This window comes from Pseudomonas sp. Irchel 3F6, assembly GCF_900187595.1.
In the GTDB taxonomy this organism is placed as follows: domain Bacteria; phylum Pseudomonadota; class Gammaproteobacteria; order Pseudomonadales; family Pseudomonadaceae; genus Aquipseudomonas; species Aquipseudomonas siliginis.
Window position 1 is genome coordinate 1318717 of the sequence record NZ_FYDP01000001.1, and the last position, 22141, is coordinate 1340857.

Here is a 22141-nt window from a genome sequence, read left to right on the forward strand (position 1 = left end):
GTTTTTTTAGGGATGACTTGAAGCAATGAGCCGATCATGGACGTCGTGCATTGATCCCGTCTAATCTAAACAGGCATTCGATTGATACCTGGATTAGATCAATGTTCGAACTCACCCAACTGCGCTGCTTTACCACGGTCGCCACCGAACTCAACTTCCGCCGCGCCGCCGAGCGTCTGAACATGACGCAGCCGCCGCTGAGCCGGCAGATCCAGTTGCTGGAGCATCACCTTGGCGTCGAGCTGTTCACCCGCAGCACACGCAGCGTTGCGCTGACGTCGGCAGGCCGGGCATTTTTCGTTGAAGCGCAGAATCTGCTGGAGCGCGCCCAGCAAGCAGCGATCACCGCACGCCGGTTTGCCGAGGGCGATATTGGTTCGGTAAACATCGCGTTTGTCGGCAGCGCGGTGTATGAGTTTCTGCCCAAGGTGATCGCCGAAGCGCGACTTAAACAGCCCCAGGTGAAAATCGATCTGGCAGAGATGAACACCTATCAACAGCACGAGGCGTTGCGAGCTCGCCGTATCGACCTGGGCATCGCACGGGCGCCATTGCAGGAACCGGGCTATGCCACCGAATGCCTGGTGCGCGAACCATTTGTGCTGGCAGTGCCGAGCGGGCATCGGTTGGCCAATGCAGCTGAGGTGTCAGTGGTTGATCTGGATAAACAACCGTTCCTGATGTACTCCCATGAAGCCTATCCGCCGTTCAACGAACTGTTGACCGGCACGCTACGCTCAGCGCGGGTGGCGCCGGATTACGTGCAGTGGCTGGGCTCGTCGCTGACGATTCTGGCGCTGGTCAACGCTGGCATGGGTCTGGCGCTGGTACCGCGTTGCGCTACCAGCGTGGTGTTCAGGAATGTGGTGTTTCGCGAGATCGATCTGGGCGAAGGGGTGCAAAGCGAACTGCATCTGATCTGGCGGGAGAACAATGACAACCCGGCGTTCGCGATGTTGCTGGAGGCGATTCGCCGGGCGGTGGTGCAGGGTTGGGGCTGAAAATTATTGTGGCAACCTGTATTTGAGCGGAGGCGGAGCGCTCGGGGCTTTGATCAACGGCTCCTCCAGCGGCTTGCCGTCAGGCCCTGTGAACAGGCGTTCGTATTGCTTTGGCATTGGTCGCGGTGCTCTTGCAGTCGTCATGATGAACCCTCTGATACCGGGCTGAATTCAACCCACTTAACTTGCGCGGAATCTATCAGCAAAATTTCGGCACCAAAAGGAGTCGACTTGCCATCGTCATTGACCCAACGTGGATTCTGCATCACGAACTGGCCGCAACTGGATTCGGACGGCCACTCGACAGGCCAGCCAAACACGCGCCTCTCGTCATGTAAATGCAGGGTTATGAACCGGTCGAATTGGGCAAAGGCGCAGAACCATTCACTGGGGAAAGAAGATTGTTTCGTGACGTTTCGCTTACGTAACCAGCCGTGCAATTTGTCACTCGTAGCCAGGTAACAGGCAAACAATCCCAGCATCAGCGAAAACACAAATGCCCAGAGCGTTTGCGCCCGATCATCCCAGTTTCCTAATGAAAAACCCTTCGAGCCAATCCACAAACAGAGGTTGCCCACCGCCAACACCGCGCCCTGAATCACAAATGTGAATATCAGCGCCTGCACGATCTGGCCGAACGTATCCGGTCGCTTGAATGCCGTAAGTGAATAGAAGATCCAGGTCGATAGAAACCCGGGGATGAGGTACTGCAACAGCGGAATGATGTCCTTGACCAGATCATCCATGATCCGAGGCTCCTTTCAGTCATGCCGAACCCGTCACGGGCCGACATTCAAAGCCTAGTCAAGGATCCTGCTGCGCCTCGCGGGCAACTGTCACAGCTCATTGCGAGCGTTTGACTGGAGTCTCCATCCGATGAAAAAAGGCAGACACCGAACTTCGGTGTCTGCCTTTTTTGAGATCCGGACGCCCGGTTACAGGCAATCACGCACCGATTGGCGCAGCGACCCGGACTTGGCCCACGGCGGCCCCTGATAGAGGGACACTTTGCTGCCGTCCTTGTATTTGACGATATCGAGAATCTCATCCGCCGTGATAATGCTCGGCGCGGTAATCCGGTAGCCGTTGGAAATCGACGTCTGCGAAGTCTTGGCCACGTCTTTCTGCCACAACGGTAACAAACACGCAGCATATTCCTTGGGTGGCTTGTCACTGGTCTTGCTGAGGTTTGGCTCGCCCGGCACCAGCGACGCCGGTAACGAGCACCCCGTCAACAGAGCAAGTGCCAGACTGCCGATCCATACGCGCATGTTGTTTACCTGTGCGGAAAAAAGCTGAATGTACCGTTTAACCGCTTGCACATCCATCGTGGCAACCCGCCGTTACCGGCGTTTGGACAATTTTTCACATCGGTTCAGCCGGGCGTCAGATGACTTGGCCGCATCCGGGGAAATGCGACTACTCTTTTCTTCCGAGAACGTTCAGGAGGTGATCATGCGGCTCAATGAATACGAACACGAACTTCAACGGGATTTGCAAAGCGTGGCGTCGGACCTGAGATGGTCGGCGGTCGATCTCAAGCGCATCGCTGAACAACTGCGTAAATCCGGCAACGAGGCAGACGCCCAGACCGTGTTGCGGTCGTGCGAAATCCTGCAAAGCGACGAAGAGAGATTGCAGATCTATGCCAAGGAGGTAAAAGCCCGGACCATCAGCCGAATCAAGGTGCACTGACAAGCGTTCCAAAGCCACAAATAAGAAGCCCCGGTCAAGACCGGGGCTCTTTCGTTACACAGCCTCAACCGCCATTGTGGCTTTGACCCTGCCGGGAGCGCTTTTTGTAACCGGGAAGCGCCGCCGCATAGGCCATCGCTTCCTCCCTGCTGGTGAATGACGCCAACCGGTCGCCCAGGGTGCAGACCCGCCATGGGCCGTTGTTCACGCTTAGCACGTCATAACCGTTCATGCGCAGCTTGTTCAGCATTGGAATGCTCATAAGCACCTCCATTTCGTCAACGGTGTTTTCGGTGTACGGGCTTACCTTACACCCGCTCCCCGCTGCGGTGTGAACCGGATTCACCGTGGCACATGTCAATTCACTGGCACTTTTTGCTATGCAAATGGCTCCGAATCAAGAAGGAAACTTTAAAACCGCCTGCGGCTCGAATATTGCAGTTTGATTACAGATTTATGACGCACATCAACAGGGCATTCATGAAAGTACGCGCTACCGTCATTTGCGAACAGGATCGGCATATCCTCCTGGTGCGCAAATCCCGCCATCACTGGTCGCTGCCCGGAGGCAAGATCGAGCCCGGGGAAACCCGCGCGGCGGCTGCCGTTCGCGAGCTGGAAGAAGAAACCGGGCTGAATGCCGAGGACGTCCTGTATCTGATGGATCTGCAGGCGGGTAGTACGCGACATCACGTTTATGAGGCGTCGGTGGTCAACCTCGACGATGTGCGCCCGCAGAATGAAATCGTCGATTGCATCTGGTATCCGCTCGATGACCTGCACAATCTTGAAACCAACGACGCGACACGGCGCATCGTGCAGGCCTTTCAACGGCGTTTATAACGATCAGCCGGCGAACGCCCGGCGACCGGCGCTGATTTCCGTGCGCAACTCACCGATGAAATTGGAAATATCGCGAATCGTCACCAGATGTTCGGGAGAAACGCCGTCAAGCAACAACTCGACACGCCCACTGCCCGGCTCATACACCTTGATCCGCAACAGACCTTGTCCGGTCGGTGTGCAATCACACTTGAACGTGGGGAAGCCTGACTCGACGATCCGGCAAATATCGGCAATGGCAAGCATGGGCGGGCGCCTCGCAGGCGGAGAATCGATCCATCGATCATAGACCCACGGTCTGTTAATTGCCCGCTCGGGAATGCCAAGCCGATCACAACTCACTCACGTCATTCAATGCGCATCATGATCCCAGATCCAGTTCCACATACCGGGCAGATTCACCGGCTCAGCGCTTTGCTGAACCGTACGCACCAACGCGGCTTTTTCCAGTGCGGCCTGATCGTCGTAGAACGGCTTGTCGGCGAGTCTGACCCCGCTCGCCGCCGCGCTATCGAGCAGAATCTGCAGATATTCGCGAGTGTGGCGCGCGGTGTAGCGATTGAGATCATGGAACGTCACCACGACCGGAATCACGCCATCCACGGTCGGCAATTGACCCACCGCGATGCGCTCGCGCACTTCCGATAACTGCCGCAGCATGTTCGCCCGACGCCGAGGGCTGGCGTTGAAGCCCCAGATCTTGCCGTCGTTGGCACTCAGGTCCGTGAGCAAGACGTGCAAGCCGTGTTTTTGATAGGCCGCAAATGTGCGCTTGTCGTAGTTCCAGAACGGTGGGCGCAACAGCTTGGGCGGCGCCCCGGTGATAGCGGCAATGTCAGCACTGCCATCGGTCAGCGACTGCTCCAGTTCTTGTGGATCAAGCGAGCGGTGGTTGGTGTGCCAGTGAGTCGCTGTGTGAAACGCGAGGATATGTCCCTCGGCGTGCTCACGACGCATCAGGCTGCGACCGATCTCGCTGTCGCCTGCCCTGGGTGCTCGGGTCTGCACGAAAAACACTGCTTTGATGTCTGCCTGCAGCGGATTGCTTTTGAGGCTGTCGAGCACCGTCGCCGTGGGATTCCACCATCCTGAAGCGCTGGGGCCATCGTCAAACGTCAGCAGAAAACGTACGGGGGCCTGTGCCTTCAGGCGCGTTTCGGTTTGCGTGGTCATTTCAATCGGCGCGGCGATGCAACCGGCCTGACCGAGCGCGATGAGCGCAACACAAAGAAGTTTGCATCCGGATGTCATGTCTTGCCCCGAGGCCGCGGCCGTGGTGTTGTCGAATGGCAAACCTCCCTCGCCTTTGTCCATCCCTGCGCGGCTATCCGCGAGCGCAGGTTGGATAAGGTACACAGGGTTTGGTTCCGGTGCTGGTTCCAGTGCGTCATCGGCCAGGCACGTCGGCATGTCCGACTAGACTCAAATTTCCTCAAGGAGATTTCAGCCATGTGCGGAAGACTCACGCAGTACCGTGGGATTCACGATTTCGTCGCGGTGCTCAGCATCCCCGATGCGTTGATCAATCACGTTGGCGATGCGCCGCTCAATCGCTACAACGCAGCGCCCACCACTGCGCTGGCGGTTCTGCATCAGCACGAACAGGCTATTCATGCCGACAATCTGCGCTGGGGCTGGCGGCCGCATTGGGCCAAGGATCGTGCCGCGCCCATCAACGCACGGGTGGAAAAAGTCGCCCATGGCGCGTTCTTCCGGGCGATCTGGCGGCAGCGGCTAATTGTGCCGGTCGACAACTGGTTTGAATGGGTTGATACCGGGGAAAAATCCCGACAGCCCTGGTTGATTCGTCGGGCGGATCAGGCTCCGGTTTTCTGTGCTGGTATCGGCCAGTTTCCGGCACCGGGGGTTGCGCCGAGGGAGGACGACGGGTTCGTCATCATCACCGCTGACAGCCTGGGCGGCCTGCTCGATATTCACGACCGCCGCCCAGTGGTCTTCGATTCGACGCGGGCTCGGGAATGGCTTGATCCGGCTACGCCGCTGGAACGCGCCGAGCAGATGCTGCTGTTTGAAGGCGAGCCCAGTGATGCCTTCGAATGGTACAAAGTCGGCAAAGCGGTCGGTAATACGCGTAATCAAGGTGCGCAATTGATAGAACGAGTCGACTAAATAATTACTTCACTGCTGCGTTAATCAAGCGAGCCCGTCACTGAATCCCGCGCGTTACAAAAAGTGTTTCAACCGCGATACAACCCCCATAAAACAGCCGTTTGAGCGAATCAACCGCCTGTCAGACATTTCGACAGTCATACATACATTTCCCCGCGCTGCGGATAGCATGCGCGCCGCCTTTCCGATTGGTATACCAGTTGACCAAAGAGTCAAAGAAATCAGGAATCCATCAACAACTTTCAAGCCTTGCAGAGAAATAAGTGAGCGACGATTTTGCAATCAAACAGGTCAGCGGCCTGAAGTGTGTCCATCTGTCCAAGACAGAACGCCTGGAACTCGACTGTTTTATCGGCCATTACATCAAGACCCGAAACCTGCACAGCGTGCCCGATATCGAACGCACCCTGCGCAGCACCCTCGAGGGTTATCCCGGCCATCCGCCGGTGATGGTCAATGAGCTCAATGCGTGGATCGATCGAACGTTGGGGTATCGAGCGACCTACCCGGATTTCACGCAGCTGGAAGACTTCTGAAACGCGAAGAGCCCCGCTGATGCGGGGCTCTTCGTATGCGCTGTTCAAGGTTTCAGAGGACGCTCCTGATCGCGGTCCGACAGCTCGCGGCTGTCATCATGCTTCCAGGTTTTTTCCTGCCTCTTCTGCTGCTCGATTTCTTCTTCCGTTGGCTCATCATCTTCCGCGCGCGTTTGCTCAGTTGCCATGTGCACCTCACCTCAGAACAGTTGATGATCGTTAAAGGGTAGAACACTTTTGCGCGCCCAGATTCACCAACGCATTTTGTCCCGCGCGGCGTACCATAGCGCCATCTCCCCTTACGTCAGGAAGACGCCATGCTGTACCGAATCGCCGCCGACGGGCTGGTGCTGTTTCACTTGTGTTTCATCTTGTTCGTACTGTTCGGCGGGCTGCTGGTGCTGCGCTGGCCACGGTTGATGTGGCTGCACCTGCCGGCGGCTGCCTGGGGCGTAGCGGTCGAGGTGTTGCACCTGACTTGTCCGTTGACCTACTGGGAAAACCTCATGCGCCACGCGGCCGGGCAGACCGAATACGCCGGCGGTTTCATTGAGCATTACATCTGGCCGATCATCTACCCGGCCGGTCTGACGCCGCAGATTCAACTGGCACTTGGCAGCGTGGTACTGGCGGTCAACCTGTTGGTGTACGCACGACTGCTGCGCTCGTGGAAACTGCGCCGGGCCCGGCGCATTCCGTTTTAACGCGAGGCCGGTTTCAACGTTTCCAGCCACTGCGGATCGAAGCGTGGCTGGTCAGGATCAAGGCCCAGCGCCTGCATCCGCGCCTTGTGCTGTGCGACTTCGTCACGCAGTTGTCCATGATCGCTGGAGTTGCCGTCCAGCTCATGCATCTGCAGCAATCCCAAGTGGTAGAAACGCAACACCTTCATCGCCGTCGGATCGTTGTTCTGCGCCGCCGCTGTTACCTGATGCATCACATTGGTGATGCTCATCAGATTGCGCTTGAGGCGCCAGCTGTACACCGCCGGGGCCATCCAGGTCTGATGCCAGAAACGTCCGCGCAACAGCGCCGCCGTCAGCAGAAACGCCACAAATACCCCGCCCACGTTGAATCGCAGATTATCCCCATCGGGCTCGCCAAATACCGCCACCGCGACAGACGAAAACAGCATGGCCAGCAGCAGAAACAGCACGGCGATGATGATCGTGCTGCGGCGGGTCTGCTGACGAAAGGTAGCGGGGTCCATCGGCTGAATCTCGAACATCGAAAATGACTTCCTTGAGTGACAAAACGCGCAACGGAAAAAACTCGCCGGCGCATTATCGCATCGCACCGGGTTTTAGCTATGCTGGGGCTCCTTTTCATCTTTTCAGCGTCCAACGGGGACATGGCGGTATAGCGCAGATCGTGCCATCTTCATTCATGGATACACACTATTCGGATGCCATCCGCTGCGTTGTGGATGACATCGTTTTAAGGATCACTGCATGACCCAACGACACGTAATCAATGCCTCGGTCAGCCCGAAAGGCAGTCTGGAAACCCTTTCTCAACGTGAAGTCCAGCAACTGAGCGAAGCCGGATCCGGCAGCACTTATACCCTCTTCCGCCAGTGCGCCCTGGCCATCCTCAACACCGGCGCGCATGTCGACAATGCCAAGACCATCCTCGAAGCCTACAAGGACTTCGAAATCCGTATTCACCAACAGGATCGCGGCGTACGCCTGGAGCTGCTGAACGCTCCGGCGGACGCGTTCGTCGACGGCGAGATGATCGCCAGCACCCGCGAAATGCTCTTCAGCGCCCTGCGCGACATCGTCTACACCGAGAACGAACTCGACAGCCAACGCATCGACCTGAGCAATTCCCAAGGCATCAGCGACTACGTGTTCCATCTGCTGCGCAACGCGCGCACCCTGCGCCCGGGCGTCGAGCCGAAGATCGTGGTGTGCTGGGGCGGCCACTCGATCAATACCGAAGAATACAAATACACCAAGAAAGTCGGCCACGAACTGGGCCTGCGCAGCCTCGACATCTGCACTGGTTGCGGCCCTGGCGTGATGAAAGGTCCGATGAAGGGCGCGACCATTGCCCATGCCAAACAACGCATTCACGGCGGTCGCTACCTCGGCCTGACCGAGCCAGGCATCATCGCCGCCGAAGCGCCGAACCCGATCGTCAATGAGCTGGTGATCCTGCCGGACATCGAAAAACGTCTGGAAGCCTTCGTCCGTGTTGGCCACGGCATCATCATTTTCCCGGGCGGCGCCGGTACGGCCGAAGAGTTCCTGTACCTGCTCGGCATCCTGATGCACCCGGACAATGAAGGTCTGCCGTTCCCGGTGATCCTCACCGGGCCGAAGCATGCCGCGCCGTATCTGGAACAGCTGGATGCGTTTGTCATCGCGACCCTCGGCGAAGAAGCCAAACAGCATTACGAGATCATCATCGATGATCCGGCCGAAGTGGCGCGGCAGATGACTCAAGGCTTGAAAGCGGTGAAGCAGTTCCGCCGCGAGCGTAACGATGCGTTCCATTTCAACTGGCTGTTGAAGATCGATGAGGGCTTCCAGCGTCCGTTCGATCCGACCCACGAAAACATGGCCAACCTGAAACTGCACCGCGACCAGCCACCGCATGAACTGGCCGCCAATCTGCGTCGGGCGTTTTCCGGGATCGTCGCCGGTAACGTCAAGGACAAGGGCATTCGCCTGATCGAAGAGCACGGGCCGTATCAGATCCGTGGCGATGCGGCGATCATGCAGCCGCTTGATGCACTGCTCAAAGCCTTCGTCGCCCAGCACCGGATGAAACTTCCGGGTGGCGCGGCGTATGTGCCTTGCTACCGGGTAGTCGCATAATCTCAAGCCGTCACAAAAGCCCAATGTGGGAGCTGGCTTGCCAGCGATAGCGGTCTTTCATTCAACAGAGACGTTGAATCAGATGACGCTTTCGCGAGCAAGCTCGCTCCCACAGGATTTATGGTGTGCCGCAAATTGTAGTCACAACCTCAATCCCCTTGTGGGAGCGAGCCTGCTCGCGAAGAGGCCCAAGAAAAACACATCAGTCTCTCAGGCTATCCACCAACCGCCAAGCCAACGCTTTAGCCTGCGCAGCGACGTCCGTCACCGCCGTACTCTCCCACCACATCCCGCGCAACGGCGGGCCCATGGCGAACAACCGAGCACTTACCTGCCCTTCGGCATCTACCACTGCGCCGTCATTTGCTGTGATCCCCAGCGCCAGCGGCCCCGGTTGCACCAATCCCCGCGCCAGCAATTGCTGCGGCAACGGTCGTGCGACTCGCCGCCAGTCGTATTCAATACCGCTGGAGTTGATCAGCGCCGCACCACTCACATTAGATGTTTCAGCCTCACCCCGAGGACGGATGCGAATGGTCACAGCATCGCCAGCGCCGGGCTCAATGCCCTTGAATGACGCGGCGTGAATGCGCAAGCGTCCTTCCTTGTGCAGCCGTTCGATCAACTCGGCACTCAGTGGCGGCGAACGATGGTGGTGACTCTCCCACCATGGCCGTACATGCCGTACGAATTGTCGACGCTGCACGTCAGTCGCCTGACTCCACAACCGTGCGATATGCGCGCGAACCGTATCCAGCGGCGCCTGCCAGTCGATGCCTTGGGCGATTGCGTCGCGACAATGTCGGCGCAATTCGCGCACCAACTGGCGTGGCGTGCGGATGCTGTGATCTGCTGCCAAAAAATCCACCCAGGCCGGCGGTTGACGGCGCACGTGCGGCAGCAGGCCATGCCGGGAGAATACCTCGATCGGCCCGCGATGCCCGGCCTGCTCCAGCGACACCACGGCATCGACCATGGTCAGACCGGAGCCGATGATCAGCACGGTGGACTGCGGGTCGAGTTCGCGCATGGCCGCCACATCCCAGGGATCAAGCGCGGCGGCATTAAGGCCACTGGAGTGCGTCTGCGGCGTGCGGGCGGCGGGAAACATGCCAGTGGCCAGCACTGCCAGCGATCCACGCAAAATCCGGCCATCGCTCAAGGTGAGCTGCATTGAGCCGGTCCCGCTTTGCAAGTCGACGGCTTCAGCACAAATATGTTCAACGGTCGAACCTTGCAGCGCGCCCACCGCCCGGGCCTCAGCCAGACGCTGTTGCACATAGACCCCGAAAAGGCCGCGCGGCGGAAACAGCTCACTGACCGGCACGTCCTGCTCGGCAGATTCCGGCCAGCCGCCGCCGGCAATATGCGCGGTCAGCCACTGCGTCAGATCATCAGGATTATCCGGATCGACGCTCATCCGCGCCGCGTTGCCGTTCAGCGTATGTCCCAACTCGACTGCGCTGTAAGCCTCGCCCCGGCCCAGTTCAGGACGAGGCTCGATGATCACAGTTCTCCGTTGTCCAGGCAGACGTAGCAACTGCACCGCCAGCATCGTGCCGCTGAGGCCGCCGCCGATGATCAGAATTTCCGCAGGCTGCTCCATTCAGATCACCACATTACGCACGAACCGCGCAGCCACATCGCCATCGTTGCGGTAGGCATGCGGTTGATTGCTGGCGAACATGAAAAACTCTCCTTTGTTGATGTACTGCGGCTGATCGCCGAGCATCAGCGTCAGGCAACCCTCAAATACGTAGATCTGCTCGCTCCAGCCATCGGCGTCCGGTTGCGACGGATAAACCTCGCCCGGTTGCAGGCACCACTCCCATTGCTCGACTTCGCGGCTCGCGGTGGCTTTGGACAGTAGCACGGCTCTGCTGCCGGGAATCGTGCCCGCCCAGGCAACCTCATTGATCCGGCTCGGGTCGCGCGCATCGTGCGCCTGGATCAGATCACTGAACGCAACGTCGAGCGCTTCGGCGACGCGATCAAGCGTGGTCAGGCTGACATTCTTTTCGCCTGCCTCGATCGCCACCAGCATCCGTCGGCTGACCCCGGACTTTTCCGCCAACGCGGTCTGGCTCATATCCGCCGCATGGCGCAGGCGTCGAACGTTCTGGCTGACGTGTTGCAGGACGGAGGCTCGCTGGGTCGAATCTTTGTGCACTATATTGCTCACTCGGTGGGGTTGGGCAGTATACTGCGCAACGTTGGCGGCATTGTGCGGCCTCCCTTTTAATGTGCGCAAGGTCATGATGTCGCCAAACAATTCTGCGTCCCGAATCCGCTTTTCCCGCTTCAGCAAAGCCGAGTGCGTGCTGGTGCTGATCACCATGATCTGGGGCGGCACGTTTCTGATTGCGCAACATGCCATGACGGTCAGCGGCCCGATGTTTTTTGTCGGCCTGCGCTTTGCCGCCGCGGCGGCGATCGTGGCGATGTTCTCCTGGCGTCATCTGCGCGAACTGACCCTGTTCGAAGTGAAGGCCGGGTCGTTCATCGGCGTGGCGATCATGCTCGGTTACGGCCTTCAGACAGTCGGGCTGCAAAGTATTCCGAGCAGTCAGTCGGCGTTCATTACCGCGCTGTATGTGCCGTTTGTGCCGCTGCTGCAATGGCTGGTTCTGGGACGGCGTCCGGGGTTGATGCCAAGTATCGGGATCATGATGGCGTTTGCCGGACTGATGTTGTTGTCCGGCCCCTCGGGGGAGGCGTTGAATTTCAGTCCCGGAGAAATCGCGACCTTGATCAGCGCCGTTGCGATTGCGGCCGAGATCATCTTGATCAGCACATTCGCCGGACAGGTTGATGTGCGGCGGGTGACGGTGGTGCAACTGGCGGTGACGGCGGTGTTGTCGTTCTTGCTGGTGGTCCCGACCGGTGAAGTGATTCCGGAATTTTCCTGGTTGTTGCTGGTGACCGCTTTGGGTCTGGGCGCAGCAAGTGCGGCGATTCAGGTGGCGATGAACTGGGCGCAGAAGAGTGTTTCGCCGACTCGGGCGACGTTGATCTATGCCGGTGAACCGGTGTGGGCCGGGATTGTCGGACGGATTGCCGGAGAGCGCTTGCCGGCGATTGCACTGGTGGGCGCCGGGCTGATTGTGGCGGCGGTGATTGTCAGTGAGTTGAAGACCAAGGGAAGGACCACCGAGGCAGAAGCTGAGCTGGAGCGGGAAACGCAGGCGTGACCCGCAATCTTTTCTGGCTGCTCGCGAAAGCGCCGCACCATTGTTGCCTCTGAAACAACGCCAAACACAAAATTCCAGACTACTTTGTAGGATTCTGAGACATCCTCGCGTTTGGTGATCAGGGAGCTGGCACGTATGATGCTTCACAAACTTCCGCAGATTAGAAGCCTATGTCCCTGATAGTTCTACTGCTTCTGCCGTTCATCGGCAGCTGTCTGGCAGCGGTGCTGCCGCACAATGCGCGCAATGCCGAATCGCTGCTGGCGGGTCTGGTCGCTTTGATCGGCACCGTTCAGGTCGCAATGCTGTACCCGCAAATCGCCCACGGTGGCGTGATCCGCGAAGAATTCATGTGGTTGCCCAGCCTCGGGCTGAACTTCATTTTGCGCATGGACGGCTTCGCCTGGCTGTTCTCGATGCTGGTGCTCGGCATCGGCACACTTGTCTCCTTATATGCCCGTTATTACATGTCGCCGGACGATCCGGTGCCGCGTTTTTTCGCGTTTTTTCTCGCGTTCATGGGCGCCATGCTTGGCCTGGTGATCTCCGGCAACCTGATTCAGATCGTGTTCTTCTGGGAGCTGACCAGCCTCTTTTCGTTTCTGCTGATCGGCTACTGGCACCACCGCGCCGATGCGCGGCGCGGGGCTTATATGGCGCTGATGGTCACCGGTGCCGGCGGGTTATGTCTGCTGGCGGGGGTCATGATTCTCGGCCATGTCGTCGGCAGCTATGACCTGGACAAGGTCCTGGCCGCCGGCGATCTGATTCGTGCACATGCCCTCTACCCTGTTCTTTTGCCACTCATCCTGATCGGCGCGCTGAGCAAAAGCGCGCAATTCCCGTTTCACTTCTGGCTGCCCCACGCGATGGCGGCACCGACGCCCGTCTCGGCCTATCTGCACTCGGCGACCATGGTCAAGGCCGGGGTTTTCCTTTTGGCACGTCTGTGGCCGTCGCTGTCCGGCAGTGAGGAATGGTTCTACATCGTCAGCGGAGCGGGCGCCTGTACACTGTTGCTTGGCGCGTACTGCGCGATGTTCCAGAACGATCTCAAAGGTTTGCTGGCCTATTCGACCATCAGCCATCTCGGTCTGATCACTTTGCTCCTGGGCCTCAATAGTTCACTGGCCGCAGTGGCAGCAGTTTTTCACATTCTCAACCACGCGACGTTCAAAGCTTCGCTGTTCATGGCCGCCGGCATCATCGACCACGAAAGCGGCACCCGTGATATCCGCAAGCTCAGCGGTCTGATCAAACTGATTCCCTATACGGCGACGCTGGCCATGGTCGCCAGTGCCTCAATGGCCGGCGTGCCGCTGCTCAACGGTTTCCTGTCGAAAGAAATGTTCTTCGCCGAAACCGTGTTCATCAACGCCACCGCGTGGGTCGAGACCAGTCTGCCAATCGTCGCGACCATCGCCGGCATGTTCAGCGTCGCCTACTCCCTGCGATTCACCGTCGACGTGTTCTTCGGCCCCACCGCCACTGACCTGCCACACACGCCGCACGAGCCGCCGCGCTGGATGCGCGCCCCGGTCGAGTTGCTGGTCTTCACCTGTCTGCTGGTGGGGATTTTCCCGGCGCAGATCGTCGGGCCATTACTCGCCGCTGCGGCACTGCCGGTGGTCGGTGGTGAGTTGCCGGAATACAGCCTGGCCATTTGGCACGGTTTGAACGCACCGATGATCATGAGCCTGATCGCCATGTCCGGCGGCATCATCCTCTATCTGCTGCTGCGCAAGCAGTTCAAGCTCGGCCATTTCAAGTATCCGCCGCTGGTCGGCCGCTTCAACGGCAAGCGTTTGTTCGAGCGCAGTCTGGTCGTGATGATGCGCATCGCCCGGCGCGTCGAGCGGCGCCTGGGTACCAAGCGCTTGCAGATGCAGCTGTTCCTGATGGTTTCGGCCGCCGTGCTCGCCGGTCTGATCCCGATGCTGCACAGCACGCTGACCTGGGGCGACCGGCCGAAAATACCTGGTTCCATCGTCTTCGTGACCCTGTGGCTGTTGGCGATCGCCTGTGCGCTCGGCGCCGCATGGCAGGCGAAATATCACCGTCTCGCTGCACTGACCATGGTCAGCGTCTGTGGCCTGATGACCTGCGTGACCTTCGTCTGGTTCTCCGCGCCTGATCTGGCGCTGACGCAACTGGCGGTCGAAGTGGTGACCACGGTGTTGATCCTGCTTGGTCTGCGCTGGTTGCCGAGACGCATCGAAGAAGTCTCACCACTGCCAGGCAGCCTGCGCAAGGCGCGTATCCGTCGTCTGCGCGACTTGCTGCTGTCGATTGCGGTCGGTGCGGGGATGGCGCTGTTGTCCTACGCCATGCTCACCCGGCAGACGCCGAACCATATTTCCTCTTTCTACCTCAGTCGCGCCCTGCCCGAGGGCGGCGGCAGCAACGTCGTCAACGTGATGCTGGTGGACTTCCGTGGCTTCGACACCCTCGGTGAAATCACCGTGCTGGTCGCCGTGGCGCTCAGCGTGTTCGCCCTGCTGCGCCGCTTCCGCCCGCCGAAGGAAAGCCTGCAGTTGCCGGCGCAGCAACGCCTGCTCGCGCCCGACGTGGTCACCGATCTGGTCAACCCGCGTTCGGCCAGCGACACCGCGCTCGGCTTCATGATGGTGCCGGCGGTGCTAGTGCGCCTGCTGCTGCCTGTCGCGCTGGTGGTGTCGTTTTACCTGTTCATGCGCGGGCACAATCAGCCGGGCGGCGGTTTTGTCGCCGGGCTGGTGATGTCGGTGGCTTTTATCCTGCAATACATGGTTGCCGGCACGCAGTGGGTCGAGGCGCAAATGAGCCTGCGCCCATTGCGCTGGATGGGCACCGGTCTGCTGTTCGCCACCGCCACCGGTCTCGGTGCGATGCTGGTCGGCTATCCGTTCCTCACCACTCACACCTGGCACATCAGCGTGCCGGTGCTGGGCGACATCCATATCGCCAGTGCGCTGTTCTTCGACATCGGCGTGTACGCCGTGGTGGTCGGGTCGACGCTGCTGATTCTCACCGCCCTCGCCCACCAATCGGTGCGCGGCCACAAGACGGCCTCGCTGCCCAAGTCAGTCGCCAGCAAAGGAGCCGTCTGATGGAAGAAGTCATCGCAATCGCCATCGGCATTCTCGCCGCGTCCGGGGTCTGGCTGATCCTGCGCCCGCGTACCTTTCAGGTGGTCATGGGCCTGTGTCTGTTGTCGTATGCGGTCAACCTGTTCATTTTCAGCATGGGCAGCCTGTTCATCGGCAAGGAGCCGGTGATCAAGGACGGCGTGACCCAGGACTTGCTGCATTACACCGACCCGCTGCCCCAGGCGCTGGTGCTGACGGCGATCGTCATCAGCTTCGCCATGACCGCACTGTTCCTCGTCGTATTGCTCGCCTCGCGCGGCTTGACCGGCACCGACCATGTCGACGGCCGGGAGCCTAAAGAATGATGGCGATGACTCACCTGATCGCTGCACCGATCCTGCTGCCGCTGCTGACCGCCGCAATCATGCTGATGCTCGGCGAGAAACACCGGCCGCTGAAGGCGAAAATCAACCTGTTCTCCAGCCTCCTCGGCCTGTTTATTTCAGTGATGCTACTGCAATGGACGCAGACCACCGGGGTGCCCGGCTCCATCGGCGTGTACCTGCCGGGCAACTGGCAGGCACCGTTCGGCATCGTCCTGGTAGTCGATCGCCTGTCGGCACTGATGCTGGTGCTGACCGGCGTCATCGGCGTCAGTGCGTTGCTGTTTGCCATGGCCCGCTGGGACGGCGCCGGCTCAAGCTTTCACGCTCTGTTCCAGATCCAGCTGATGGGCCTGTATGGCGCGTTCCTGACCGCGGATCTGTTCAACCTGTTCGTATTCTTCGAAGTGTTGCTCGCGGCATCCTACGGTTTGTTGCTGCACGGCTCGGGCCGGGCGCGGGTGTCGTCGGGGTTGCATTACATTTCGATCAACCTGTTGGCATCGTCACTGTTTTTGATCGGCGCTGCATTGATCTACGGGGTGACCGGCACGCTGAACATGGCCGATCTGGCGATGAAAATCCCGCTGGTGCCGGAAGCCGATCGTGGTCTGCTGCACGCTGGCGCGGGGATTCTAGCGGTAGCGTTTCTGGCCAAGGCTGGGATGTGGCCGCTGAATTTCTGGCTGGTGCCGGCTTATTCATCCGCCAGCGCGCCGGTGGCGGCAATGTTCGCGATCATGACCAAGGTCGGCGTCTACACCCTGCTGCGCTTGTGGACCCTGTTGTTTTCCGGTCAGGCCGGCGCCTCGGCATTCTTCGGCGGCGACTGGCTCATCTACGGCGGCATGGCGACCATGGCTTGCGCAGGGCTGGCGATTATCGCCGCGCAACGCCTGGAGCGTATGGCCAGCCTGAGCATTCTGGTGTCGGCAGGCATCCTGCTCTCGGCGATCGGCTTCGCCCAGCCGAACCTGATCGGCGCTGCGCTGTTCTATCTGGTCAGCTCGACCCTGGCGCTGAGCGCGCTGTTCCTCTTGGCCGAACTGATCGAGCGCTCGCGCTCGGCCAACGAAATTCCGCTGGAGGACGAAAGCGAACTGCTTCCGCGCCCGCAAGAATCGCTGCAACCGCCCAAGGGCATCAACCTCGACGACGAACAGAAAGCCGTGGTCGGTCAGGTCATCCCGTGGACCATGGCCTTTCTCGGTTTGAGCTTTATCGCCTGCGCGCTGTTGATCATCGGCATGCCACCGCTCTCCGGATTTATCGGCAAGCTCAGCCTGATCGGGGCATTGCTCAACCCGTCGGGACTTGGCACTGCGGCGCCGCTGCCTCCCGGTGCATGGGGATTGCTGGCCCTGTTGATCCTGACCGGTCTGGCCTCCCTCATGGCCTTCTCTCGCCTGGGTATCCAGCGCTTCTGGACGCCGGAGGAGCGCCCGTCACCACTGCTGCGCAAACTCGAATGCGCGCCGATTTTTCTGCTGCTCGGGCTGAGCATTGTTCTGACGTTCAAGGCTGAACCGCTGTTGCGCTACACCCAGGCTACGGCCGATGCGCTGAACAATCCGCAGCAATATGTGCTCGCAGTTCTCGGTACACGTGCGGTGCCGAGCCCGCAAGCCAGAGCCGACATGCTCGAGGTGCAGCCATGAATCGACTGTTTCCGGCTCCGTGGTTATCACTGGCGCTGTGGGTCTTGTGGCTGACCCTGAACCTGTCCGTCAGCCCGGGCAACCTGCTGCTCGGCGCCGCGCTGGGTTTCGCCGCGCCGCTGATGATGCGCAAATTGCGGCCGAAACGTGCGCGCATTCGCAATCCGATGGCCGTGCTGCGCCTGTTTCTCCTGGTCGGTCGTGACGTGATCATGTCCAACCTGATCGTCGCCTGGGGCGTACTCAACGCCGGACGGCGCCCGCCCAACTCATGCTTTATCAAGGTGCCGCTCGATCTGCGCGATGCTCATGGTCTGGCGGCACTGGCGATGATCTGCACCGTGGTGCCCGGCACCGTATGGTCGGAGCTGGCGCTGGACCGCAGCGTTCTGTTGCTGCACGTCTGGGACCTGCACGACGAGGCGCAGTTTATCGAGCACTTCAAAAGCACCTACGAGCGACCGTTGATGGAGATTTTCGAATGAGCCCATTGCTGTCGAATGCGATTCTGCTGACGTTGTTTCTGTACTGCGTGGCGATGACGCTGACCCTGGTGCGCCTGTTCAAAGGCCCGTCAGCACAGGATCGGGTACTGGCGCTGGATTACCTGTATATCGTCGCCATGCTGATGATGCTGACCCTGGGCATTCGTTACGCCAGTGATACCTACTTTGAGGCGGCGCTGTTGATTGCGCTGTTCGGCTTCGTCGGCTCGTTTGCCCTGGCGAAATTCCTGCTGCGTGGCGAGGTGATCGAATGAACGCCGAATTGTCTTTGTGGGTCGAGATTCCGGTGGTGGTCCTGCTGGTGCTCAGCGGCGTGTTTACCCTGCTGGGCGCAACCGGATTGCTGCGCATGAAGGATTACTTCCAGCGTATGCACCCGCCAGCGCTGGCCTCGACAATCGGTGCCTGGTGTGTGGCACTGGCGTCGATCATCTGCTTTTCAGCGCTGAAGTCCGGGCCAGTGGTGCATGCCTGGCTGATTCCGGTTCTGTTGGCGATCACCGTGCCAGTGACCACCCTGCTGCTGGCGCGGGCGGCGTTGTTCCGCAAGCGGATGGCCGGGGATGATGTGCCGGCAGAGGTGAGCAGTCGTCAGACTGAAAGTGGTAACTGATGATCATGTGGCGCCTGTGATGGCGCCATCGCTACACCAGAAATCCGCTCTCCCATGTGTGGGAGCGAGCCTGCTCGCGAAGCGGCCAGTCGGGGCGTCGCAAATTCCGGATCAGCTCAAACCCAAGCCACCGCCAACAACCCCGCCCCCAGCAGCGCACACAACGGCGAATACACCCAGGTATCCAGCCGCGCAAATCGCGAACCTTTCACTTCCTTGAAAAATCCGACCAGATTCGAGTCACCGATCGCTCGGGCGAACATCAGCAACGCAATCGCGCTGATTACCCATTGTAGTGCCTTGTGCTGCACCGCCGGCATGCCCCAGCCGACCCGCATACAAACCAGCGCCGCAATGACCAGCAACGCAGCGGCGACTGCCAGCGTCAGCCAGCCTGAGGGCTTGAAGGCCGGGCGTACCGAGGCCACGAAGCCCGACACCGGCACCTGCGGCACCACCACCGCAGCCGCCCATTGCCCACCCAACGCCCAATACACGTGCATCAGGCCGATTGCCGCGAACACAGTCACCAGCCATTGAGCCAACACAAAGGTCATGGTTGAAATCCTTCAAAGGGATTTGAACAAACCATCCTAGTCGGATTTTTTGCCCCTGCACGACCGGTCGGCGGTGCGCTGCGTTGACCGCGTTATTTCAGATCAGCCGTCACCTTGTCAGCCACATCCTTGGGTAACCAGGCCTGCCACACGTCCGGATGCGCTTTCATGAACGCGACCGCCGCCTCACGAGGTGCGGTGTGCTTGTCACTCATCTCCGCCAATGCCTTGTTCAGTGGCTCGATGGGAAAATCGACCTTGCTGAAGAATTCGGCAATTTGCGGGTTCTGCTTTTGAAACGGCGTAGACACGCCAATCGACAGCTTCGATGCCAGCGAGCGGGTTGGTTTCGGATTGGGATTATCGGCATCTGTCAGCGTCTTCCACGCCTCGGCATCGAACGGCGGCTCTTCCAGCTGCACCAGTTTGAATTTGCCAAGCAGCGGCGTCGGCGACCAGTAATAGAACAACACCGGTTTGCCGCGACGAATCGAAGAGCTGATCTCGGCATCCAGCGCAGCGCCGGAGCCGCTGCGGAAGTTGGTGTAGTCGTCCTGCAAGCCATACGCCGTGAGCTTCTGCTTGTTGACCACTTCCGAAGTCCAGCCGATCGGGCTGTTGAGGAAACGCCCTTTGCCCGGGCTTTCCGGGTCTTTGAACACGTCCTTGTATTTCTTCAGATCAGTGACACTGCGCAGATCCGGCGCCAGCGGCTTGATGCCTTTGGCCGGATCGCCCTTGATCACGTACTCCGGCACCCACCAGCCTTCAGTGGCGCCTTTTACCGTATCGCCCAGGCCGACCACTTTGCCCTCGGCTTCGGCCTTGACCCAGACCGGACTGCGTCCGGCCCACTCCTCGCCAATCACCTGGATGTCATTGTTGGCCAGCGCGGTCTCAAGCGTGATGGTGGTCCCGGGCAAAGTGTCGGTCGGCAGGCCATAGCCTTTCTCGACGATAACCCGCAGCACCTCGGTAATCAGGCTGCCGCTTTCCCAGTTCAGGTCGGCAAAGTGCACCGGCGCCTGTGCCGCCTGCAGCGATTGCGCTGACGTCAGCAAACCAAAGGTGGCCACGCTGGCGGCCAGTAACCGTCGAAATCCGTTCATGCATCGCACCTCGTGCTGTTCACAGCAATGGCAGTTGGCCTGACAGAAACGCAAGCCTCTGAATGACTCAGTCAACTGACTTTAGCCGAGGTTCCTGCTTTTTCCGGGGTCCGCTGCGTGCGAGGTTACGTTTCAGACTTTTCCTGCAGGCTTTGCAGCTCACGTCTGACCATGCTGGCGTATGCCGCCGGTTGCAATGCATAGAGCTGCGACGCTACCCAACTCAGCCAGGCACCTTGCAGTTCGGCCTTGCGGGCGAACAAGCGCTGAGCTTCTTCGCGTGCGCTGTCGAGATTTTGCGCATGGAAATCCGCGCGCTTCACTCGCTGGCCTTGAAGGTCACCAGCTCGCCCTTGCGCCATTTGGCGGCTTTGGCAGTGACGGCTTTGAGGGTTTTGGTCAAACCTTCCTGCAGCTGCTCATTGGCGGCGAACACGGTGACGACGCTATGGCCTTCCTTGAACAGGATCGCGTGACCGTCGGCCGTGCTGACAAAGGCGTAATCGCCCAGGCCGTAGACCGTCAGTTTGATGTCGCGAAAACGAATGTCCATCTTGCCGCCTTCACGGCTGGGCAAAACTGACGCGATGAAATGGTCGCCAACCTTGAGTTTGAGTCCCGGTTTGTCATCGACTACCAATGCACTTTCGGTGTCGATTTCGGCGATGTAAATGCCTTCGGCGTTTTGCTCGGTGATGTAAACAAAACGTGATTGGAATTGCTTGACCAGCTTTGCACGCAAATCACCCAGCACGAACAAAGCATGCATATCGAGGTTACTGACTGCCAAAGAAACATCCCCACATTTGAAAAACCGCGCAGCGAAAAACGCCCACGGCAAAGAAACGGCCAGGCCGATGAAAACTGCAAAAACATTCAAACACCCGAAGCGAGCAAAGCACTCTTGAATCGCGAGGTTCGTAGACTACTGGATTGTCATTAGTGAAACCTGCTCTGAAATCGCCAAAGCTTGAAGGAAAACGCCTCAAGTGCGACTAGAGCAATTCTGACTACGAACTTCAGGGAAATTTCTCACGAAAAAAAGCACTTTTCCGACATATCGCTGGCGAAAAATTGCTTTAGATAAGCCCGGTCGTCAACAGGTACTGGCGATTCTAGAGCAGCGATGCTCATTACGACTACCCGCAACGGCCGTTAAATCCCGGCCGACTGATGAAAAGGACTTCATATGTGCACTTTGACTCATTTTGCCACGTCGGCTGACGCGCGAATCACCCCATCTCTGACGATGAAGGTTGCCGACCTCGACAACCTTCCGACATCTTCTAACAATCATCGAACCCCGCACTTTCAAGTGGTGCCGGCAGGTATTGCGTTCTTTCACATCAAGGAGATATCCACGGGACGTGTCAGAGGTTTCCGCGGCAATCACAACGAAGCCTGCGCCCTTGCCCGCTCGCTTGAATCAAAAATCGAACTCCGCGCCAGCGCCTGCCTCTGATAAGGGAGTGAACGAACAAGCCGTACCGGCACCAACCCAGGAGTAGATGATGGAACTGCCAACCGAGCTTAACCTGACCACCCTTTTCGAACAGCTGGGCCTACCAGCCGATGAAGCGTCGATCAATAATTTTGTCGAAGCCCACCCTTTGAAATCTGATATCAAATTGATCGATGCCGATTTCTGGACGCCCCAACAGGCGCAACTACTAAAAGAGTGGCTGCGTGAGGACGGCGAAGAAGCGATAACTGTCGATGAGCTGAACGTGCGCCTGCATCGCGGCAAATAAGGGCGATCAGTGCAGGCTGTCGCCGGGCTCGATGTTCAGTTGTTCGAGCCAGGCAGCCTTGCACTCCTCCGCTTCATCGCGACTGGCGAAGGCTGTGCCGCGTCGCTCCCCGTTGAGCAAAACCACCCAGCACACACTGCGCCCCATCGCGCGTAAACCGGCCGGAACGCCGCTGCCGATCATCACTGCCACATCCACCCTGCACTGCATGTGCCCTCCGAAATAATTAGCTACCTAACTAAGTCGCCAGATTAAAGCTTTCCTTCGAGAGGAAA

The 22141-nt window shown here is 59.2% G+C and carries 30 protein-coding genes; 16 read left to right on the forward strand and 14 right to left on the reverse strand.

The window, feature by feature from the left end; genetic code table 11:
* Window positions 1-101 precede the first annotated feature (101 nt).
* Complete coding sequence (locus CKW30_RS05650; protein WP_095180230.1) at window positions 102-1001, forward strand: LysR family transcriptional regulator; 900 nt, start codon at window positions 102-104, stop codon at window positions 999-1001.
* A 140-nt stretch (window positions 1002-1141) separates the two neighbouring features.
* Here CKW30_RS05650 and CKW30_RS05655 read toward each other — a convergent pair whose 3' ends face one another.
* Together CKW30_RS05655 and CKW30_RS05660 are read right to left on the reverse strand one after the other, a co-directional pair.
* On the reverse strand, window positions 1142-1747 hold the full coding sequence (locus CKW30_RS05655) for a DUF6338 family protein (RefSeq protein ID WP_016775068.1): 606 nt from the start codon (window positions 1745-1747) through the stop codon (window positions 1142-1144).
* A 189-nt stretch (window positions 1748-1936) separates the two neighbouring features.
* Window positions 1937-2272: a hypothetical protein gene (locus tag CKW30_RS05660; protein WP_041480781.1), complete on the reverse strand. Its 336-nt coding sequence runs from the start codon at window positions 2270-2272 to the stop codon at window positions 1937-1939.
* 184 nt (window positions 2273-2456) lie between these two features.
* On the opposite strand from CKW30_RS05660, the gene CKW30_RS05665 reads away from it, so the two are divergent.
* A complete protein-coding gene (locus tag CKW30_RS05665; RefSeq protein ID WP_041480783.1) occupies window positions 2457-2696 on the forward strand; it encodes a hypothetical protein in 240 nt (79 codons plus the stop codon).
* Between the two features lie 64 nt (window positions 2697-2760).
* Here the strand turns inward: CKW30_RS05665 and CKW30_RS05670 are convergent, their stop codons facing one another.
* Window positions 2761-2958 (reverse strand): DUF2188 domain-containing protein, encoded by a 198-nt coding sequence (locus tag CKW30_RS05670; RefSeq protein ID WP_095180231.1) that lies wholly within the window; start codon window positions 2956-2958, stop codon window positions 2761-2763.
* A 218-nt stretch (window positions 2959-3176) separates the two neighbouring features.
* Here CKW30_RS05670 and CKW30_RS05675 point away from each other — a divergent pair, with 218 nt between their 5' ends.
* Window positions 3177-3539: an NUDIX hydrolase gene (locus CKW30_RS05675; protein WP_095180315.1), complete on the forward strand. Its 363-nt coding sequence runs from the start codon at window positions 3177-3179 to the stop codon at window positions 3537-3539.
* A gap of 3 nt (window positions 3540-3542) precedes the next feature.
* On the opposite strand, the gene CKW30_RS05680 is transcribed toward CKW30_RS05675, so the two are convergent.
* The gene (locus CKW30_RS05680) at window positions 3543-3785 is read right to left on the reverse strand and encodes a DUF1652 domain-containing protein (RefSeq protein ID WP_016775073.1); all 243 of its coding nucleotides are present in this window, start codon (window positions 3783-3785) and stop codon (window positions 3543-3545) included.
* Between the two features lie 105 nt (window positions 3786-3890).
* Window positions 3891-4790, reverse strand: a complete 900-nt coding sequence (locus CKW30_RS05685) for a polysaccharide deacetylase family protein (RefSeq protein ID WP_095180316.1) — start codon at window positions 4788-4790, stop codon at window positions 3891-3893.
* A gap of 198 nt (window positions 4791-4988) precedes the next feature.
* Between CKW30_RS05685 and CKW30_RS05690 the strand changes: the two genes are divergently transcribed.
* Complete coding sequence (locus CKW30_RS05690; protein WP_041480789.1) at window positions 4989-5669, forward strand: SOS response-associated peptidase; 681 nt, start codon at window positions 4989-4991, stop codon at window positions 5667-5669.
* Window positions 5670-5932: 263 nt separating this feature from the next.
* Entirely contained in the window at window positions 5933-6205 is a 273-nt protein-coding gene (locus CKW30_RS05695) for a hypothetical protein (RefSeq protein ID WP_041480791.1), read from the forward strand.
* Between the two features lie 44 nt (window positions 6206-6249).
* Here the strand turns inward: CKW30_RS05695 and CKW30_RS27275 are convergent, their stop codons facing one another.
* Window positions 6250-6393 (reverse strand): hypothetical protein, encoded by a 144-nt coding sequence (locus CKW30_RS27275; RefSeq protein ID WP_164488351.1) that lies wholly within the window; start codon window positions 6391-6393, stop codon window positions 6250-6252.
* Window positions 6394-6522: 129 nt separating this feature from the next.
* On the opposite strand from CKW30_RS27275, the gene CKW30_RS05700 reads away from it, so the two are divergent.
* The gene (locus CKW30_RS05700; RefSeq protein ID WP_041480792.1) at window positions 6523-6909 is read left to right on the forward strand and encodes a DUF2784 domain-containing protein; all 387 of its coding nucleotides are present in this window, start codon (window positions 6523-6525) and stop codon (window positions 6907-6909) included.
* Here the strand turns inward: CKW30_RS05700 and CKW30_RS05705 are convergent.
* On the reverse strand, window positions 6906-7433 hold the full coding sequence (locus CKW30_RS05705) for a DUF3087 domain-containing protein (protein WP_095180232.1): 528 nt from the start codon (window positions 7431-7433) through the stop codon (window positions 6906-6908). The two genes, CKW30_RS05700 and CKW30_RS05705, sit on opposite strands and share 4 nt — an antisense overlap.
* 223 nt (window positions 7434-7656) lie before the next feature.
* Between CKW30_RS05705 and ppnN the strand changes: the two genes are divergently transcribed.
* Window positions 7657-9030 carry a nucleotide 5'-monophosphate nucleosidase PpnN gene (ppnN, locus tag CKW30_RS05710; protein WP_056789275.1) on the forward strand — a complete coding sequence of 458 codons (1374 nt, stop codon included), beginning with the start codon at window positions 7657-7659 and terminating at the stop codon, window positions 9028-9030.
* Between the two features lie 202 nt (window positions 9031-9232).
* Here ppnN and CKW30_RS05715 read toward each other — a convergent pair whose 3' ends face one another.
* Window positions 9233-10636 (reverse strand): FAD/NAD(P)-binding protein, encoded by a 1404-nt coding sequence (locus CKW30_RS05715; RefSeq protein ID WP_095180233.1) that lies wholly within the window; start codon window positions 10634-10636, stop codon window positions 9233-9235.
* Entirely contained in the window at window positions 10637-11200 is a 564-nt protein-coding gene (locus tag CKW30_RS05720) for a helix-turn-helix domain-containing protein (RefSeq protein WP_056789270.1), read from the reverse strand.
* Window positions 11201-11285: 85 nt separating this feature from the next.
* Between CKW30_RS05720 and CKW30_RS05725 the strand changes: the two genes are divergently transcribed.
* The 7 genes from CKW30_RS05725 to CKW30_RS05755 all read left to right on the forward strand — a co-directional run bounded on the left by CKW30_RS05725 (window position 11286) and on the right by CKW30_RS05755 (window position 18449).
* Window positions 11286-12221, forward strand: coding sequence for a DMT family transporter (locus CKW30_RS05725; protein ID WP_095180234.1), 936 nt, complete (start codon window positions 11286-11288; stop codon window positions 12219-12221).
* A 170-nt stretch (window positions 12222-12391) separates the two neighbouring features.
* Complete coding sequence (locus CKW30_RS05730) at window positions 12392-15310, forward strand: monovalent cation/H+ antiporter subunit A (RefSeq protein WP_095180235.1); 2919 nt, start codon at window positions 12392-12394, stop codon at window positions 15308-15310.
* Complete coding sequence (locus CKW30_RS05735; protein WP_016775082.1) at window positions 15310-15654, forward strand: Na+/H+ antiporter subunit C; 345 nt, start codon at window positions 15310-15312, stop codon at window positions 15652-15654. The genes CKW30_RS05730 and CKW30_RS05735 overlap by 1 nt, the downstream gene beginning before the upstream one ends.
* Window positions 15651-17330, forward strand: coding sequence for a monovalent cation/H+ antiporter subunit D (locus tag CKW30_RS05740; protein WP_095180236.1), 1680 nt, complete (start codon window positions 15651-15653; stop codon window positions 17328-17330). Before CKW30_RS05735 ends, CKW30_RS05740 begins: the two co-directional genes overlap by 4 nt.
* Window positions 17327-17815, forward strand: coding sequence for a Na+/H+ antiporter subunit E (locus tag CKW30_RS05745; RefSeq protein ID WP_041480806.1), 489 nt, complete (start codon window positions 17327-17329; stop codon window positions 17813-17815). Before CKW30_RS05740 ends, CKW30_RS05745 begins: the two co-directional genes overlap by 4 nt.
* Window positions 17812-18090 carry a K+/H+ antiporter subunit F gene (locus CKW30_RS05750; RefSeq protein ID WP_041480807.1) on the forward strand — a complete coding sequence of 93 codons (279 nt, stop codon included), beginning with the start codon at window positions 17812-17814 and terminating at the stop codon, window positions 18088-18090. Before CKW30_RS05745 ends, CKW30_RS05750 begins: the two co-directional genes overlap by 4 nt.
* A complete protein-coding gene (locus tag CKW30_RS05755; protein WP_095180237.1) occupies window positions 18087-18449 on the forward strand; it encodes a Na+/H+ antiporter subunit G in 363 nt (120 codons plus the stop codon). The genes CKW30_RS05750 and CKW30_RS05755 overlap by 4 nt, the downstream gene beginning before the upstream one ends.
* 116 nt (window positions 18450-18565) lie before the next feature.
* Here CKW30_RS05755 and CKW30_RS05760 read toward each other — a convergent pair whose 3' ends face one another.
* The 4 genes from CKW30_RS05760 to CKW30_RS05775 form a co-directional block, all read right to left on the reverse strand.
* Entirely contained in the window at window positions 18566-19006 is a 441-nt protein-coding gene (locus tag CKW30_RS05760) for a DUF3995 domain-containing protein (protein WP_041480810.1), read from the reverse strand.
* Window positions 19007-19098: 92 nt separating this feature from the next.
* A complete protein-coding gene (locus CKW30_RS05765; RefSeq protein ID WP_095180238.1) occupies window positions 19099-20115 on the reverse strand; it encodes an ABC transporter substrate-binding protein in 1017 nt (338 codons plus the stop codon).
* Window positions 20116-20240: 125 nt separating this feature from the next.
* Entirely contained in the window at window positions 20241-20438 is a 198-nt protein-coding gene (locus CKW30_RS05770) for a hypothetical protein (RefSeq protein ID WP_076562405.1), read from the reverse strand.
* Window positions 20435-20905 (reverse strand): hypothetical protein, encoded by a 471-nt coding sequence (locus tag CKW30_RS05775; protein ID WP_039763128.1) that lies wholly within the window; start codon window positions 20903-20905, stop codon window positions 20435-20437. The genes CKW30_RS05770 and CKW30_RS05775 overlap by 4 nt, the downstream gene beginning before the upstream one ends.
* Before the next feature lie 459 nt (window positions 20906-21364).
* On the opposite strand from CKW30_RS05775, the gene CKW30_RS05780 reads away from it, so the two are divergent.
* Window positions 21365-21577 (forward strand): hypothetical protein, encoded by a 213-nt coding sequence (locus CKW30_RS05780; protein ID WP_236168680.1) that lies wholly within the window; start codon window positions 21365-21367, stop codon window positions 21575-21577.
* Window positions 21578-21626: 49 nt separating this feature from the next.
* The gene (locus CKW30_RS05785; protein WP_056789253.1) at window positions 21627-21866 is read left to right on the forward strand and encodes a DUF2789 family protein; all 240 of its coding nucleotides are present in this window, start codon (window positions 21627-21629) and stop codon (window positions 21864-21866) included.
* 6 nt (window positions 21867-21872) lie between these two features.
* Here the strand turns inward: CKW30_RS05785 and CKW30_RS05790 are convergent, their stop codons facing one another.
* Entirely contained in the window at window positions 21873-22076 is a 204-nt protein-coding gene (locus CKW30_RS05790) for a hypothetical protein (protein ID WP_016775093.1), read from the reverse strand.
* Window positions 22077-22141: the final 65 nt, after the last annotated feature.